Genomic DNA, 15,338 nt, shown 5'->3' on the forward strand with positions numbered 1-15,338 from the left:
AGGCGCGCCTGGTCCCACGGCTTGTCCGCTCCACGGCTTTGTTATTCAGCATCGCAAACTATAATTTTTGGACACCTTCCATTGGGCGCGTTCGTGTCATTCCCCGCGTCATTCCCGCGTCAGTACAAGCGACCGCGCTGTCCGGGCGCCGCGTGCCGTGGCATCGGGAGCGGTGCGCTTCGGTTTGAGCCTTGTGCCAGCGTGGATGGTCATACATATCGATCAAGGAGACTGCCATGACCCGCAAATACATCGACTGCCGCGAGTTCCCGAGCGAAACGAACTGCACGGTCGCCCTGTCGGCCGATAACGAAGACGAGCTGCTCAACGCAGCCGTGCAACATGCCGTCAGCGTGCACAAACACGACGACTCGCCCGAACTGCGCCAGCAATTGAAGTCGCTCTTCCACGAAGGCACGCCGCCGGTGGAAGCGCCGCGCGCATGAATCGAGTGTTCTGGAAGAAGCAGCCACCGCGGTGACTCGCAGGGGAGGCGAGCGGCAAATGGCCGTTCGCGCGAGTCGCCGTGTGGGTTCGATATGTCCGCGATTCCTCGCCGGACCTCAGCTCGGATAAGCCTCGTCTACCTTGAGGCCCGCAAGCTTGAAGATGACCCGCAACGTTTGCGGTTTGATATCGCGCCGTGAAGCCAGCGTCGTCATCACGAAGTCGAGCACTTTCGCGTATTTGAGCAATGTCAGACACGTTTCCATGTCGACGCTCCCGTCCCGCATGACTTCTGCCAGACGCAGCATTTCGGTGGAGATGTCGCGGGCCATCTCGAGTTCAAGCTGCTGCTTTTCCGACCAGGCGGGCATGGCGGTGAGCTTCGCCATCATTTCCTGGAACTTCTGTTCGACGTTTCCGTTGGGTACCGTATCCATTGCTGCCTCTTCTATTATCCGGGCGCACGTTCAGTTGAGATCGCGGCGCGCTGCCGGTGACGTAACGTTCGGCCCATGTCACTGGGCCGCCCTCCCCACTTGCATAAGATCGTGTGTCCGTTACCACGACCGACAGCTTATTGTTATAGGCACCACGGCTTACGTTCTTGGGACTCGGGCGGCGCGAATCGGTTTCTGCGCCGTGCGTAAATGTCCCGCGTCGTGCCTTTGTTAGCAGGAAGTGTTCCAAGATTGCTGCACTTCCTGCAGGTTTTCCGCGGCTCTTCGGTGAGCGGGCCGCGGTTTGGGTAAACTGGCAGCAACTTCTTCCTTTTTCCGTCACCTGACGCACGTTCGCGTCGCAATTGACGCCGGTCCCCCACGATGTCCAGCAAAACCCACGAAATCCGACCGAACCAGTCCATCGAATTGCTCAAGGAGCTTCACATCCTGACGCGCGACGGCAAGATGAACCAGGACAGCCGCCGCAAGCTCAAGCAGGTCTACCATCTGTTCCAGTTCATCGAGCCGCTCCTCAAGGACCTGAAGGACCAGCAGGGGGCAATCACCCTTGTCGATCACGGCGCGGGCAAGTCATATCTAGGTTTTATCCTGTATGACCTGTTCTTCAAGGAATTTCAGGATGCCGCAGGTGGGGCGTCGCACATTTACGGCATCGAAACGCGCCAGGAGCTCGTTGCGCGGTCGGAGGAGCTGGCGGCGCGCCTCGGCTTCAAGGGTATGTCGTTCGTAAATTTATCGGTAGCGGAATCTATTACGTCCGACCGTTTGCCGTCGCGCATCGATATCGTTACGGCACTGCATGCCTGCAATACCGCAACGGACGACGCGATTCGATTCGCCCTCGAAAAGAACGCAAAACATATCGTGGTCGTGCCGTGCTGCCAGGCTGAGGTGGCGGGCGTTTTGCGTCAGAATAAAAGTAAATCGCTCGCCAATGCGTTGACGGAAATCTGGCGGCATCCGTTACATACGCGGGAATTCGGCAGCCAGATTACGAATGTGCTGCGCTGTCTTCAGTTGGAAGCGCACGGTTATCAGGTCAGCGTAACCGAACTGGTCGGATGGGAACATTCGATGAAAAACGAGCTGATCATCGCCCAATTCAAGGACCTGCCGCGGCGGCGCCCGGCGGAGCGGCTCAACGAGGTCATGCAGACGCTCGGTATCGAGGAACTTAAAGAGAGATTCTTCGTTCCTGCTTGAATCACGTTTTCATTAATTTATTCCAGCCGACGAGCCCTATTCGGCGAAGCGTTTCCTGATTGCGCTCATAAATGGCTTCCGGATCGGGAAACGCCTCAACCGCGCGTTCAATACTATCTTCTCTGAGTAGATGAAAAATCGGATAGGGCGCGCGGTTGGTGTAATTCTCGATATCGTCCGGTTCGGTGCCTTCAAACTGATAAGACGGGTGAAAGCTGGCAATCTGGATAATGCCAGTCAGGCGAAGCTGCTTGAGCATTCTTTCTGCGAAAAACAGTGCGTCGTTATATTGCAGAAAATCTTCTAGCGCCTGAGGCACGATCAACAGCGTGGTATCCACCGCGGCGGGGTCGCTGGCGGCGAGACCGTTGAGTTCGGTTTCGAGGTCGGCTAGCACACCTTCCAGACCGGTCGCGGCGCTAACCGCGTAGCGGATTTGTCCCTTCACATGGACGGCCTTTGCGAACGGACACAGATTGAGCCCGATTACGGCTTCCGTCAGCCAGTGACGGGTGGCGGCAACGACAGCGTCGTGCGATTCGGAGGACAACGTCATGGCAGGCTGCGAAAAGGGAAAAGACGGCAAAGAGCCATTTTAACGGTGCGTGCGCCACGCCAGTGCGCGACTGCCTCGGGCAACGCTGCGGAACGAAGCGGGAGAGCAAACGGCAGAACGAAACGGCAGAACGAAGCCCCGAAGCAGCCGAAGCCAGGCCACACCCGAGCTATACACCAGCCGAACCAACCCGCGGCCGACTAACGCCCCGTTTTCCCGCCACACGCCGCGGCGATAAGCTGCGCGGCGGCTTTCGGCGCGGCGAGCACCGGACTCGATCCAGCACGGTAGGTCTGACTCGCCGCATACACGCCCTCGATCAGCAAAGCCAGGGAGCTGGCGAGCATCTCAGGATCGTCGGCGCCTGCGGCGATTGCTAACTCCGTCAGGCGTGCCAGCAGACGCTCCTTGTTCCTGAACACGAATTGCCGTGCCGGATGCACGGTATCGGGGAACTCCACCGCGACGTTCACGAACGGACAGCCGCGATAGCCTTCCGCCGACGCCCGTGCGGCGAGATCGTCGAAATATTGCTGCAGCTGCTTTGCGGGGTCTCCGGAGTGTTTCGCGAAGCTCGTCTCGACGTAGCCGAAGAACCGAGCGTCTTTGCGCTCCAAATATGCCATCACCAAATCGTCTTTCGACGAGAACTGGCGGTACAGACTCATCTTGTTCACGCCGGCGCGCTCGACGACCGCATCGACGCCGACCGAGCGCACGCCTTCACGGTAAAACAGTTCATCCGCCGCGCGGAGCAGATGCTGTTGCGCCTCCGGCCCAGTTGTGTGGCCACCGCGTGCTCGTCGCGAGCGGGACGAAGCCGGATTTCCCGCTGTAGAGCCTCGCTTGGAGCTTTCGTTGTCAGACATGGGTGCTCCCGAATTCAATTGACGCCTTGACATGTTACCGACCGGTAACTAACATCGCAACACTATTGTGACTGATCTGTCACAAGTCCCTTACCGAAACCGCAATAATGCGAACGGCGCGGCGAGTCTGACGACGCCGACAGGAGAGCCGATGAACTGGGCAGCGAGACTGATAGGCAGGCGTTTCCACTACGGCTGGTTGACCGTGGCCGTGGTGTTTCTGGTGCTTCTGGCGGCGGCGGGCACGCGCGCAACACCGAGCGTGATGATGGTTCCGCTCGAACATCAGTTTGGCTGGAGCCGCGGCACCATTTCGCTGGCAATCTCGGTGAACATCGCCCTATACGGGCTAATGGGTCCGTTCGCGGCGGCGGCGATGCAGCGTTTCGGCGTGCGCCCCACGCTGCTCATTGCGCTCGGCACCATGGCGGCGGGCGTCGCTTTGTCGTCGCTCATGACGCACCCTTGGCAGATGATCCTCATCTGGGGCGTGATGGTTGGCGGTTCGACAGGCGTGGCAGCGCTGTCGTTGTCGGCGACGGTCGTGACACGCTGGTTCACCACGCATCGCGGACTCGTCATGGGGATTCTGACCGCCAGTTCCGCGACCGGCCAACTCGTGTTCCTGCCGATGCTCGCGGCGATCGTCGAGCACTACGGCTGGCGCCAGGTGGTGTGGGTCGTCGCGGCGGTTGCGGCGGTCATGCTGCCGCTGGTTGCGTTCCTGCTCCCGGAGCGGCCGTCCGACGTCGCGCTGCGCCCTTATGGCGAGCCGCACGACGCACCGGTGAGCGCGTCGGCGACAAAACAGAATCCGCTTGCGATCGCCTTCGGCACACTCGCCATGGCGAGCAAAACACGCGATTTCTGGCTGCTGTTCTTCAGCTTTTTCATTTGCGGGGCGAGCACGAACGGCTACGTCGGCACGCACCTGATTGCGATGTGCGGCGATTACGGCATGTCGGAAGTGCAGGGCGCGTCGCTGCTTGCCGCGATGGGCATCTTCGATCTGTTCGGCACGACGCTCTCCGGCTGGCTCTCCGATCGCTTCAATAGCCGCGTGCTGCTGTTCTGGTACTACGGACTGCGCGGCTTGTCGCTCATGTATCTGCCGCACGCTTTCGGCATCGATTTTTTCGGATTGCCGCTCTTCGCTGTGTTTTACGGGCTCGACTGGATTGCGACCGTCCCGCCGACGGTGCGTCTCGCGACTGACGTCTACGGCAAGGAGGCGGCTCCCGTGGTGTTTGGCTGGGTCGTCGCCGGGCATCAACTCGGCGCGGCGTTCGCGGCGCTCGGCGCGGGCATGCTGCGCGCGAGCCTCGGTACGTACACCGTGGCGTCGATGATATCCGGTGGTCTGTGCCTCGTGGCCGCCGTCATCGTGTTGCGCATCAATCGTCCCGCCAAGGCGCCGCAGCCGCAGGCGGCCTAGACCGGTTACACGGAAAGACGCGGCAGCGCCCGCGCCTTTCCACGCTACGGAAAATCTATCCGCTCGCTTCGTGCAGCGCGCGCGCCGAACCCCGGTTATGCTATGTGACCTTCGGGCAGCCGCCCGCGATCATGAATTTCTACCGAGAGAAGCGCATGGCCCACAAACCCGCCCCTTCCGCAGTTGCCATTCACGAGCTGATTGCCGGTCGCTGGAGCCCGCGCGCGTATTCAAGCGAGCCGGTGAGCCGCGAGAATCTGCACGCTGTGCTGGAAGCGGCACGCTGGGCACCTTCGTCGTATAACGCTCAACCGTGGCGTTTCCTTGTGTTCGATCGCAGCGTCGACGAAGTCGCGTTCAAGCAGGCGTTCGCCACCCTCGTGCCGTTTAACCAGGCCTGGAACGCGCCCGCGCCCGTGCTGATCGCCGTTACCACACTCACGCGCACGAGCAAGGGCGAGGTGAACCGCTGTGCTCAATACGACGCAGGCGCGGCCGCCATGGCTCTGGTGTTGCAGGCGCACGCGCTCGGCCTCGCCGCGCATCAGATGAGCGGCTTCGACCCGAACGCATTCCGCAAGGCGTTTGACCTGCCGAACGACGTCGAACCGATCGCCTTCATTTCGTTGGGCCATTTCGGCGATGTCGAGAAGCTCGATCCTGTTTTGCGCGAACGCGAAAAATCGGTGCGGCAGCGTCTGCCGTTGGCGGAAATCGCCTACGGCGGCGGCTGGAAGAAGGCGTTCTGAGCGGGTCTGTCAGCTTTAACCGTTTTACACGGACGCGCGGCGCAGACCGCGCGTTTTTGCGTCGACGTGTCTACGGCGCGTCGTCGGTTACGCTCGAAAGCGGCGCCGCCACATGTTCGAGAGATTTGCGCTCCGCGTCCACACCCCACACCGCCGCGATCACGGCCGCCGCGAGCATCAGCGCCGACCCGACCAGATAGCCCGAAAACACTTCGCTGCGTTGATGCGTGTCGATCAGCCGTCCGAAGAAGGCCGGCCCGGCAATCCCGCCGAGTGCCGTGCCGAACGCATAGAACACGGCGATCGCGAGCGCGCGGATCTCCAGCGGAAACGATTCGCTGACTGTCAGATAGGCTGAACTTGCCGCGGCGGACGCGAAAAAGAAAATCACCATCCACGCGATCGTCTGGATGACGACCGTCAGCATGTGTTGCTCGAAAAGGTAGCCGCTGACTGTCAGCAGAATCGCCGAAATAGCGTAAGTCGACGCGATCATCTTGCGCCGTCCGATCACGTCGAAGAGCCGGCCAAGAAGCAACGGTCCGAGAAAATTCCCGAGCGCGAAAGGCAGCAAGTACCAGCCGATGTGGTCGCCCGGCACGCCGTAGAAATCCGTCAGCACCAGCGCATAGGTGAAAAAGATCGCGTTGTAGAAAAACGCCTGCGCGGTCATCAGCGACAGGCCGACCAGCGCTCGCCGCCGGTGCACATTGAACAACGTGTGGAACACTTCGCGCAGCGGCGTGTGTCCGCGCGCGCGCAGGCGCAGACGCGCGAGGCCATGCGTGGAAAGCGTGTGGCCTTCGTTACGAAAGCGCGTTTCGATTCCGTCGACGATAGCGTGCGCGTCGCGCTCGTTGCCGTGGGTGAGCAGCCAGCGCGGGCTTTCCGGCACCCAGATACGCATTGGCAGCACGATCAGCGCGAGCGCCGCGCCGATGAAAAAGCACGCACGCCAGCCCCAGTCACCGGGCACCACGTGAGGGTCGAGCAGAATTAGCGAGCCCGCCGCGCCGAGCCCGGCGCCGACCCAGAAGGTGCCGTTGATCGCAAGATCGACCCAGCCGCGCACGCGAGGCGGCGTGAATTCCTGGATCGTCGAATTGATTGCGGTGTATTCGCCGCCAATGCCCGCGCCCGTCAAAAAGCGGAACAGCAGAAAGCTGGCGAGATTCCACGAAACCGCGGTCGCAGCGGTCGCGGCGAGATACAGTCCCAGCGTAATGAAAAACAGTTTTCGACGGCCCAACCGGTCAGTGAGCCAGCCGAAGCCGAGCGCACCAAGTACGGCGCCGGCGATGTAAGCGCTGCCGGCCAGGCCCACGTCCGCATTGGTGAAATGCAGCGCCGGGCTCGCCTTCAGCGCGCTCGCAACCGCCCCGGCTAGTGTCACTTCAAGTCCATCGAGCAGCCATGTCACCCCTAGCGCCAGGACGATCAGCGTGTGAAAACGCCCCCAAGGCAGTCGGTCGAGCCGCGACGGCAGATCGGTTTCGATGGTCGCTGTTGTTTTGCGCTCGGCATCGGCGACAGGCGGCGCGCTCATTGCTGGAGGTCTCCTTGATGGCGATATTTTGCGGCGACACTTTGCCGGTAGATCAGGTTGAGTCAGCGCCGAATCCGCACTCAGGCAGCAGGAGGCAGCAATTTGTATTCCGCAACGGCCCGCTTGCGCTTCTATTGGCAAGTTGATGCTGATCCGGCTTTCGTGATACAAAGCCGCTCCCCCTTCCTGTCCGCGCCAGCCGTTAGCGGCGATTCCTGCCATGAACTATTGCGCGATTGACTTCGGTACTTCCAATTCGGCCGTAGCCGTTCCCGACGGCGCTGCGCTGAGGCTCGCGCCGGTCGAAGGCGCTTATACGACGCTGCCCACGTCCGTTTTCTTCAATACCGACGAGGACACGCGCGAATTCGGGCGCGCGGCGCTTGCGGCGTACATCGACGGTTTCGACGGCCGCCTGATGCGCTCGATGAAAAGCATTCTGGGCTCGCCGCTTGCCGACAACTCGACTGACCTCGGCGACGGCTCCGCAATCAAGTACACCGATGTGATTGCGATTTTCCTCGACCATCTGAAGCGCTCCGCGGAAAAAAGCGCCGGGGCGCCGATCGATCGCGCGGTGCTGGGTCGCCCGGTTTTCTTCGTCGACGACGATCCGCGCGCCGATCAGATGGCGCAAAAGCAGCTCGAAGCGGCGGCGCGCGCGGTCGGTTTGCGGGACATTCACTTTCAGTTCGAGCCGATCGCCGCCGCATTCGACTACGAATCGCGTCTCACGCGAGAAGGGCTGGTGCTGGTGGCCGACATCGGCGGCGGTACATCGGACTTTTCGCTGGTGCGCGTCGGCCCCGAGCGGATGAAGCGGGTGGAGCGTAAGGACGACGTGCTTGCTCACCACGGTGTGCACGTCGCGGGCACGGACTTCGACCGCCGCGTCGAATTAACGACCATTCTGCGCGAACTCGGCTATCAGACGCTCGATCCGGAGGGCCGCGAGATTCCGAACCGCGTCTATTTCGATCTGGCGACCTGGCATCTGATCAACACCGTTTATGCGCCGAAGCGCGTTAGCGAGCTGGGGCTCATGCGGCACCTGTTCACCGAGGTCAAGCACCATGACCGCTTGATGCGCGTGGTGGAGCGGCGCCTTGGGCATGCGCTCGCGGCGCACGCCGAAGAAGCGAAGATCGGCGTCGCGGCGGGCGGCGAAACCGTGATCGACCTCGACGAAGTGGAGGACGATCTGCGTCTTGCATTCGACGAAGCTCAGCTTATCGAAGCGGGCCAGGAAGAAACACGCCGCATCGTGGCGGCTGCGCGCGACACGGTGCAGGCGGCCGGTGTTTCGATCCGCGACGTAAGCGCGATTTACTTCACGGGCGGCTCGACGGGGCTCGCGTTTCTGTCCGGCGCGTTGGCGCAGGCGTTTCCGGATGCAGAAGCAGTATTCGGCGATCGTCTTGCGAGTGTCGCAACGGGACTCGGTATTCACGCGCAACGCGTGTTCGGATAACCGGAAATCACCGCTCGCATACTGCGAAGATAATCACCGCTTGCAATGGAGACTGATATAAAAAAACCCCGCCTTGGCGGGGTTTTTTGCGTCCAGAAGGAAGCAGCGTAGCGCTTACACCGGCTTGATGTTCGCAGCTTGCTTGCCCTTCGGGCCCGTCTTCACTTCAAACGTGACCTTTTGGTTCTCTTGCAGCGTCTTGAAGCCTTCCGTGCGGATTTCCGAGAAATGCGCGAACAGATCTTCGCCGCCGCCGTCAGGCGTGATAAAGCCGAAGCCCTTTGCGTCATTGAACCACTTGACGGTACCGGTTTCCATATTACTTGTTCCTAAAGATGGTAAATAAGGCCGAAGCCCAATGGGTGCATGAAAATCAAGGAAGGGGGTAATGGGACCAACCGGAGTACCGTTGATGGGCGAACTACGAAAGACCAATTCACTCGCCGCTTGAAATCCTGCCCGAACGTTATACGGCGATTTCGAGAGAAGGTCAACACTCGGGCGGCAACTTTACAAAAATTCGCGATAGCGCAATGAAAAGTTGCTTACAAACCTTGCTGGACGGGCGTCTTTTTTGCTAGGGAGAACCCTGAGTTTCACTGCAGGCTCCGGGTGCAACCGTTAAACTACGCGCCCGCGCCGGTTGCACCTATGGATAACCGCCGCGCATACATGCGTGTCACCCGTTTTCAGCGCCACGAGCGCCGGTCGTAGGGTGCCGACATGGTTCTGAAACAGGAGAAGACGTGAAAAGTTCTATACAACGGAACATCGGGCCGTTCGCACTCATGCTGACCGGCCTGGGTTCGATCATCGGCTCCGGCTGGCTGTTCGGCGCCTGGAAGGCCGCGAAGATCGCGGGCCCGGCATCGATCTGCGCGTGGATTATCGGCGCTGTCGTAATTCTCGCTATTGCACTGACCTACGCCGAACTCGGCGCCATGTTCCCGGAGTCCGGCGGGATGGTGCGTTACGCCCGGTATTCGCACGGCGCGCTGGTCGGTTTCATTAGTGCATGGGCCAACTGGATCGCCATTGTTTCGGTGATTCCGATCGAAGCCGAGGCATCCATTCAATACATGAGCACGTGGCCGTACGAGTGGGCGCACGCATTATTCGTCGACGGCTCATTAACTACGAACGGGCTGCTGCTCTCGGCGGCCCTCGTGATCATTTACTTCCTGCTGAACTACTGGGGCGTGAAACTCTTCGCGCGCGCCAACTCGGCGATCACGATCTTCAAGTTCCTGATTCCGGGCGCGACGATTCTCGGCCTGATGCTGACCGGCTTTCACAAGGAAAACTTCGGCGAAACCAGCACGTTCGCGCCGTATGGCTGGTCGGCTGTGCTGACCGCGGTTGCGACGAGCGGCATCGTGTTCGCGTTCAACGGTTTCCAAAGCCCGATCAACCTCGCCGGTGAAGCGCGCAATCCGGCCAAGAGCGTGCCGTTTGCGGTGATCGGCTCGATTTTGCTCGCGCTCGTGATCTACGTGCTGCTGCAAATCGCGTATATCGGCGCGGTGAGCCCTTCCGACGTAATGAAGGGCTGGAGCCACTTCAATTTCGCTTCGCCGTTCGCAGAACTGGCGATCGCGCTGAATCTGAACTGGCTGGCCATTCTGCTGTACGTCGACGCGTTCGTCAGCCCGAGCGGCACCGGCACGACCTACATGGCGACCACCACGCGCATGATCTACGCGATGGAGCGCAACAACACCATGCCGAAGATCTTCGGCAACGTGCATCCGTTCTACGGCGTGCCGCGGCCGGCGATGTGGTTCAACCTGCTGGTCTCGTTCATCTTCCTGTTCTTCTTCCGCGGCTGGAGTTCGCTCGCGGCGGTGATTTCCGTTGCGACCGTGATTTCGTACCTGACCGGCCCGATCAGCCTGATGGCGCTGCGCCGCGCGGCGACCGACCTCGAGCGCCCGCTGCATATCCCGGGCATGCAGGTGATCGCACCGTTCGCGTTCGTGTGCGCATCGCTGATTCTCTATTGGGCCAAATGGCCGCTGACGGGTGAGATCATTCTGTTGATGGTCGTCGCGCTGCCCGTGTACTTCTACTTCCAGGCGAAGTCCGGTTTTGCCGGCTGGGGCCGCGATCTGAAGGCGGCATGGTGGCTGGTCGCCTATCTGCCGATAATGGCGATTCTGTCGCTGATCGGCAGCAAGGAGTTCGGCGGCCACGGCATCTTGCCGTACGGCTGGGACATGCTGGTCGTGATTGCGTTCTCGCTCGTGTTTTATTACTGGGGCGTGCACAGCGGCTACCGCTCGGAGTATCTGGAAGAGCGTCAGACGCACGACGAAGTGCTGGAGGGAATCGGCGCGCATTAAGGCGCTGCCCGGGCCGTTCAAGGTCCTGCATGACGTAAAAAACCCCGCCTGAGTTCCGCTCAGGCGGGGTTTTTCGTTTTGCAGCGGTTTGCCTGGTCTGCGCTTGCGGCGCACGCGGCCATGTCGCCGATCAGGCTGTTCCAAACACGTAGTTCGTCATGGCAAGCGAACGCTGATAAGTGCCGAGCGATTGGACCGTCAGCGAATAATCGTCGTCGGCCGCGCCGAGCGCTGCGAACACCGGCAGGAGGTGCTCGTCGGTCGGATGCATCAACACGGCGTGCGGCGCCTGACGGCGGTAGTCGAGCAACGCGTCGATGTCATGGGCGGCGAGCCTCGCTTCGAACCAGTCGGTGAACTCGGCGACGCGCGGATCTGCATCTTCGGGTCGCGCGGAGAAATCCGCGGCGCGCAGATTGTGCGTGATCTGTCCGGAGCCGATCACCATCACGCCTTGCTGCCTGAGTGAGCGCAGCGCGCGGCCGACGCGAAAGTGATGTTCGGCGTCCAGGTGCGGCTGGATCGACAACTGGGCGACGGGCACGTCGGCGTCGGGGAACATCAACAACATCGGCACCCATGCGCCGTGATCGAGTCCGTGCGGCTGTACGTCGGCGTGAATGCCGCTATCGCCAAGCAAAACTGCGGCACGTCGCGCGAGATCGGGCGCGCCCGGCGCCGGATACTGGATCTCATACAGCTGGCGCGGAAAACCGTAAAAGTCGTGGATGGTTTCAGGTTCTGTCGATGTGCTTGCGACCGGCTGCGCTGTGCCCCAATGAGCTGACAGCATCAACACCGCCTCAGGCCGCGCCAATTGCGAGCTGAGCACGCCGAATTCAGCGGACGGCAGCGATGGGTCGATCGGCAACGTCGGCGCGCCGTGGGAAAGAAACAGCGACGGTAAGCGGTTCATGGCAGCAGGGCGCCGGGAGGCGCGCTCGAAAGTTCGGTTACTACCAATATAGAGCCGCACCGCTGTTTGATAAACGGCTCAAACCGGATTTGATTCTCTTCCAGCGGTTGGTAATAATCGACCGCAAGCGCTGCGGGCCGTCATTCGCGGCAAGCGTGTCTGGAATCGTGAAAAGGTGCCCGCCGCATGCCCGCACGCGAAGGCCGGCCGGGATTTACTCGTCAGCGCCGCGCAGTCCCGCCCACGCAGGCGACAAGGCGGGCCCGAGCGCGAACAGATCGAGCACGCGGGAAACAGTGTGATCGACCATCTCGTCGATGGTGGCGGGTTGGTTGTAGAAAGCAGGCAAGGGCGGAAAAATCACGCCGCCCATTTCGGTGACCGCCGTCATATTGCGCAAATGCGCGAGATTGAACGGCGTTTCGCGCACCAGCAGCACGAGCCGGCGGCGCTCTTTGAGGGTGACGTCGGCAGCACGGGTGATCAGATTGTCGGATAGACCGTGAGCGACGCTCGCGAGCGTTTTCATCGAACACGGCGCGACGATCATGCCGTCGGTCGCGAAAGAGCCGGACGCGATGCTCGCGCCGACGTCGCGCACCGAATGGACTACATCGGCGAGCGGATGGACGTCTTGCTTGCCCAGCTTTAACTCATGCTGAATGTTGAGCCACCCGGCGCTGGAGATCAGCAGATGGCTTTCAACGCCGCCGAGCTTGCGCAGCGTCTGCAGCAGACGAACGCCGTAAACGGCGCCCGTCGCGCCGGTGATCGCGACAATCAGCCGGCGGGGCGCCGCAGCGCGTGTTTCCATGGCTCGCGGCGCCTTCCAGGATCGGCTTTGAAGCAGACGGTCAGGCTGCAGCAAACAGTTGCTGCAATTCGCCCGATTCGTACATTTCCATCATGATGTCCGAGCCGCCGACGAATTCGCCCTTCACGTAAAGCTGCGGAATGGTCGGCCAATTCGAGAACTGCTTGATGCCCTGGCGGACTTCGTCGTCTTCGAGCACGTTGACCGTCTTGAATTCATTGACGTTGCATGCCTTCAGAATCTGGATTGCGCGGCCCGAAAAGCCGCACATCGGGAACTGGGCGCTGCCCTTCATGAAGAGCACGACGTTGTTTTCGTCGACGATTTGCTTGATGCGTTGTTGCGTATCCATGACTGACCTTGCGGTTCCGGTATGTGTAGGGAATAGGCTGAAATGATAGCGGATTTCGCTTGCGCCAGCCGACGGCCGCTTTGTCCATTTGCTCGTCGCGGCTATTGCGATGGCTGTGTCGGCTGACGCCAGGCTCTGTCAGTCAGCGAGCCGACCGCCGGAGATCCGCTCAATGCCTGCAAGATCGCGCTCCGATTGGACCTGCGTGAAACCTTGCGCGACCAGAAGCGCGCGCACGGCTTCAGCCTGATCGTAGCCGTGCTCCATCCACAGTACGCCGTTTGCGGCAAGACGACGAGGCGCGCCCGAGACGATCGCCCGGATCGCGCTGAGGCCGTCCGCTTCGTCGGTGAGCGCGCCGCGCGGTTCGTAGCGCAGATCGCCCTGCAAAAGATGCGGGTCGCCGCTCGCGATATACGGCGGATTGCTGACTATCACGTCAAACTGAAGTGCCTCGTCCAGCGAGTCGTACCAGTCGCTTTGTGCGAATGTCACAGCGCCGCCTGGCCGTTTCGGATCGAGCAGGCGCGCGGCGTTGCGCGAGGCGACGGCAAGTGCCTCCGCCGAACGGTCGAGCGCGCTGACTCGTGTGTCCGGACGCATCGACGCGATCGCCACCGCAATCGCGCCCGTGCCGGTGCCGAGATCGAGCACGCGCGGGCGTACGAGGTTCTGCATCGCGACGAGTGCCGTTTCGACCAGCAATTCGGTTTCGGGACGGGGAATCAGCACATGCGGCGTGACCTCGAAATCGAGCCCGAAAAATTCGCGGACGCCGACAAGTTGCGCCACCGGCTCGCCCGCTACGCGACGCGCTTGTAATGCCTGATAGCGCTGAACAGATTCGCTGTCGAGCGCTTCGTCGGCGCGCGTGATCAATTGCGTTTGCCGCCAGCCGAGCACATGCGTGAGCAGAATCCGCGCTTCCAGCGACGGCAGCGGCGAGGCGCGCAACAGCGCGGCGGGCGTGGCCGCATTGTCGCGATCGGCTGGGGCGTTCGACGTCATGGATGCTTAGTCCGCGTCGCCAAGCGAAGCGAGCAACTCGGCCTGATGCTCGCTGACGAGTGCGCCGATCAGTTCGTCCAGATCACCGTCCATAATCGCGTCGAGGCGATACAGCGTCAGATTGATCCGATGGTCTGTCAGACGTCCTTGCGGGAAGTTGTAGGTGCGAATCCGCTCGGAGCGATCGCCCGAGCCGATCAGGCTCTTACGCGTGGCGGCTTCCTTTGCCTGCTGCTCGTGCGACTGCTTGTCCTTGATGCGAGCCGCCAGCACTTTCAGTGCGCGGTCTTTGTTCTTGTGCTGCGAACGGTCGTCCTGACATTCGACGACGATCCCCGTCGGCAAGTGCGTAACGCGCACGGCCGAGTCCGTCTTGTTGATGTGCTGGCCGCCGGCGCCGGACGCGCGGAACGTGTCGATCCGCAGATCCGCCGGATTGATTTCAACCTCGCCGATTTCGTCCGCCTCCGGCATCACGGCAACCGTGCACGCGGAGGTGTGAATGCGGCCCTGCGTTTCCGTTGCCGGCACGCGCTGCACGCGGTGGCCGCCGGATTCGAACTTGAGCTTCGAATACGCGGCTTCGCCAGCGATTCGCACGATTACTTCCTTATAGCCGCCCAGGTCGGATTCGCTTGCCGACATCATCTCGACCTGCCAGCGATTACGCTCGGCATAACGCAGATACATGCGCAAAAGATCGCCGGCGAAGAGCGCGGACTCGTCGCCGCCCGTCCCCGCTCGAATCTCGAGGAAGATGTTGCGGTCGTCGTTCGGGTCTTTCGGCAGCAGCATTTTCTGCAGTTCGCCGCCGAGCTGTTCCATCCGCTCGCGGGCCGCGCGAATTTCCTCTTCCGCGAACTCGCGCATGGAAGCATCCGCGAGCAGTTCCTGCGCGGTGGCGGCGTCGTGCATGGCCTGGCGCCAGAGCGCGTATTGCTCGACAACCGGTCCGAGCTCGGCGTGTTCGCGCGTGAGCTTGCGATACTGGTCGAGGTTCGCTGTGATGTCCTCTCGGCTCAACAGGTCGTTAAGTTCGGCCAGCCGGGTAGTCAGCTGGTCGAGCTTGCGTTGCATGCTCGTTTTCATCAGGCGGGTATCGGAGCGGACTCCGGCAAGGACGACAACTAGGAAGTGGGCGGATGCCCAAGGGCAGAAGCACGTCGCGG

At 61.4% G+C, this 15,338-nt stretch carries 16 protein-coding genes; 6 read left to right on the forward strand and 10 right to left on the reverse strand.

Annotated elements, in window-relative coordinates; translation table 11 throughout:
• Nucleotides 1–236: 236 nt before the first annotated feature.
• Complete coding sequence (locus J2W46_RS29460; RefSeq protein ID WP_020070665.1) at nt 237–446, forward strand: DUF1059 domain-containing protein; 210 nt, start codon at nt 237–239, stop codon at nt 444–446.
• Between the two features lie 117 nt (nt 447–563).
• On the opposite strand, the gene J2W46_RS29465 is transcribed toward J2W46_RS29460, so the two are convergent.
• Nucleotides 564–884 carry a type II toxin-antitoxin system HicA family toxin gene (locus tag J2W46_RS29465; protein WP_013589753.1) on the reverse strand — a complete coding sequence of 107 codons (321 nt, stop codon included), beginning with the start codon at nt 882–884 and terminating at the stop codon, nt 564–566.
• 384 nt (nt 885–1,268) lie between these two features.
• Here J2W46_RS29465 and J2W46_RS29470 point away from each other — a divergent pair, with 384 nt between their 5' ends.
• Nucleotides 1,269–2,111: a class I SAM-dependent methyltransferase gene (locus J2W46_RS29470; RefSeq protein ID WP_310358625.1), complete on the forward strand. Its 843-nt coding sequence runs from the start codon at nt 1,269–1,271 to the stop codon at nt 2,109–2,111.
• A 1-nt stretch (nt 2,112) separates the two neighbouring features.
• Here the strand turns inward: J2W46_RS29470 and J2W46_RS29475 are convergent, their stop codons facing one another.
• The gene (locus tag J2W46_RS29475) at nt 2,113–2,667 is read right to left on the reverse strand and encodes a DUF1415 domain-containing protein (RefSeq protein ID WP_310358628.1); all 555 of its coding nucleotides are present in this window, start codon (nt 2,665–2,667) and stop codon (nt 2,113–2,115) included.
• A 200-nt stretch (nt 2,668–2,867) separates the two neighbouring features.
• Nucleotides 2,868–3,536: a TetR/AcrR family transcriptional regulator gene (locus tag J2W46_RS29480; RefSeq protein ID WP_310358630.1), complete on the reverse strand. Its 669-nt coding sequence runs from the start codon at nt 3,534–3,536 to the stop codon at nt 2,868–2,870.
• A 151-nt stretch (nt 3,537–3,687) separates the two neighbouring features.
• Here J2W46_RS29480 and J2W46_RS29485 point away from each other — a divergent pair, with 151 nt between their 5' ends.
• Together J2W46_RS29485 and J2W46_RS29490 are read left to right on the forward strand one after the other, a co-directional pair.
• Entirely contained in the window at nt 3,688–4,971 is a 1,284-nt protein-coding gene (locus tag J2W46_RS29485; RefSeq protein ID WP_310358633.1) for an MFS transporter, read from the forward strand.
• Nucleotides 4,972–5,126: 155 nt separating this feature from the next.
• On the forward strand, nt 5,127–5,720 hold the full coding sequence (locus J2W46_RS29490) for a nitroreductase family protein (RefSeq protein ID WP_020070670.1): 594 nt from the start codon (nt 5,127–5,129) through the stop codon (nt 5,718–5,720).
• Nucleotides 5,721–5,790: 70 nt separating this feature from the next.
• Here J2W46_RS29490 and J2W46_RS29495 read toward each other — a convergent pair whose 3' ends face one another.
• On the reverse strand, nt 5,791–7,266 hold the full coding sequence (locus J2W46_RS29495) for an MFS transporter (RefSeq protein WP_310358635.1): 1,476 nt from the start codon (nt 7,264–7,266) through the stop codon (nt 5,791–5,793).
• 220 nt (nt 7,267–7,486) lie between these two features.
• Here J2W46_RS29495 and J2W46_RS29500 point away from each other — a divergent pair, with 220 nt between their 5' ends.
• Nucleotides 7,487–8,737, forward strand: a complete 1,251-nt coding sequence (locus J2W46_RS29500) for an Hsp70 family protein (protein WP_020070672.1) — start codon at nt 7,487–7,489, stop codon at nt 8,735–8,737.
• A gap of 114 nt (nt 8,738–8,851) precedes the next feature.
• On the opposite strand, the gene J2W46_RS29505 is transcribed toward J2W46_RS29500, so the two are convergent.
• Nucleotides 8,852–9,055 (reverse strand): cold-shock protein, encoded by a 204-nt coding sequence (locus J2W46_RS29505; RefSeq protein WP_007180251.1) that lies wholly within the window; start codon nt 9,053–9,055, stop codon nt 8,852–8,854.
• Nucleotides 9,056–9,483: 428 nt separating this feature from the next.
• On the opposite strand from J2W46_RS29505, the gene J2W46_RS29510 reads away from it, so the two are divergent.
• On the forward strand, nt 9,484–11,079 hold the full coding sequence (locus tag J2W46_RS29510; protein ID WP_310358637.1) for an APC family permease: 1,596 nt from the start codon (nt 9,484–9,486) through the stop codon (nt 11,077–11,079).
• 130 nt (nt 11,080–11,209) lie between these two features.
• On the opposite strand, the gene J2W46_RS29515 is transcribed toward J2W46_RS29510, so the two are convergent.
• From J2W46_RS29515 to prfA, 5 genes are all read right to left on the reverse strand, one after another.
• The gene (locus J2W46_RS29515) at nt 11,210–11,995 is read right to left on the reverse strand and encodes a DODA-type extradiol aromatic ring-opening family dioxygenase (RefSeq protein WP_087751742.1); all 786 of its coding nucleotides are present in this window, start codon (nt 11,993–11,995) and stop codon (nt 11,210–11,212) included.
• Between the two features lie 214 nt (nt 11,996–12,209).
• Nucleotides 12,210–12,809, reverse strand: a complete 600-nt coding sequence (locus tag J2W46_RS29520) for a UbiX family flavin prenyltransferase (RefSeq protein WP_020070675.1) — start codon at nt 12,807–12,809, stop codon at nt 12,210–12,212.
• A 40-nt stretch (nt 12,810–12,849) separates the two neighbouring features.
• Nucleotides 12,850–13,161 (reverse strand): Grx4 family monothiol glutaredoxin, encoded by a 312-nt coding sequence (gene grxD, locus J2W46_RS29525; RefSeq protein WP_006052757.1) that lies wholly within the window; start codon nt 13,159–13,161, stop codon nt 12,850–12,852.
• Nucleotides 13,162–13,299: 138 nt separating this feature from the next.
• Nucleotides 13,300–14,169 carry a peptide chain release factor N(5)-glutamine methyltransferase gene (prmC, locus tag J2W46_RS29530; protein WP_310358642.1) on the reverse strand — a complete coding sequence of 290 codons (870 nt, stop codon included), beginning with the start codon at nt 14,167–14,169 and terminating at the stop codon, nt 13,300–13,302.
• A gap of 6 nt (nt 14,170–14,175) precedes the next feature.
• On the reverse strand, nt 14,176–15,258 hold the full coding sequence (gene prfA, locus J2W46_RS29535) for a peptide chain release factor 1 (RefSeq protein ID WP_027779442.1): 1,083 nt from the start codon (nt 15,256–15,258) through the stop codon (nt 14,176–14,178).
• Nucleotides 15,259–15,338 lie beyond the last annotated feature (80 nt).

Source organism: Paraburkholderia strydomiana, assembly GCF_031456815.1.
GTDB lineage: Bacteria > Pseudomonadota > Gammaproteobacteria > Burkholderiales > Burkholderiaceae > Paraburkholderia > Paraburkholderia caledonica.

Bases quoted from the DNA above. Each gene is read 5' to 3' on its own strand.
- J2W46_RS29460 (WP_020070665.1), top strand. From the start codon at position 237: ATGACCCGCAAATACATCGACTGCCGCGAGTTCCCGAGCGAAACGAAC.
- J2W46_RS29465 (WP_013589753.1), bottom strand. From the start codon at position 884: ATGGATACGGTACCCAACGGAAACGTCGAACAGAAGTTCCAGGAAATG.
- J2W46_RS29470 (WP_310358625.1), top strand. From the start codon at position 1,269: ATGTCCAGCAAAACCCACGAAATCCGACCGAACCAGTCCATCGAATTG.
- J2W46_RS29475 (WP_310358628.1), bottom strand. From the start codon at position 2,667: ATGACGTTGTCCTCCGAATCGCACGACGCTGTCGTTGCCGCCACCCGT.
- J2W46_RS29480 (WP_310358630.1), bottom strand. From the start codon at position 3,536: ATGTCTGACAACGAAAGCTCCAAGCGAGGCTCTACAGCGGGAAATCCG.
- J2W46_RS29485 (WP_310358633.1), top strand. From the start codon at position 3,688: ATGAACTGGGCAGCGAGACTGATAGGCAGGCGTTTCCACTACGGCTGG.
- J2W46_RS29490 (WP_020070670.1), top strand. From the start codon at position 5,127: ATGGCCCACAAACCCGCCCCTTCCGCAGTTGCCATTCACGAGCTGATT.
- J2W46_RS29495 (WP_310358635.1), bottom strand. From the start codon at position 7,266: ATGAGCGCGCCGCCTGTCGCCGATGCCGAGCGCAAAACAACAGCGACC.
- J2W46_RS29500 (WP_020070672.1), top strand. From the start codon at position 7,487: ATGAACTATTGCGCGATTGACTTCGGTACTTCCAATTCGGCCGTAGCC.
- J2W46_RS29505 (WP_007180251.1), bottom strand. From the start codon at position 9,055: ATGGAAACCGGTACCGTCAAGTGGTTCAATGACGCAAAGGGCTTCGGC.
- J2W46_RS29515 (WP_087751742.1), bottom strand. From the start codon at position 11,995: ATGAACCGCTTACCGTCGCTGTTTCTTTCCCACGGCGCGCCGACGTTG.
- J2W46_RS29520 (WP_020070675.1), bottom strand. From the start codon at position 12,809: ATGGAAACACGCGCTGCGGCGCCCCGCCGGCTGATTGTCGCGATCACC.
- grxD (WP_006052757.1), bottom strand. From the start codon at position 13,161: ATGGATACGCAACAACGCATCAAGCAAATCGTCGACGAAAACAACGTC.
- prmC (WP_310358642.1), bottom strand. From the start codon at position 14,169: ATGACGTCGAACGCCCCAGCCGATCGCGACAATGCGGCCACGCCCGCC.
- prfA (WP_027779442.1), bottom strand. From the start codon at position 15,258: ATGAAAACGAGCATGCAACGCAAGCTCGACCAGCTGACTACCCGGCTG.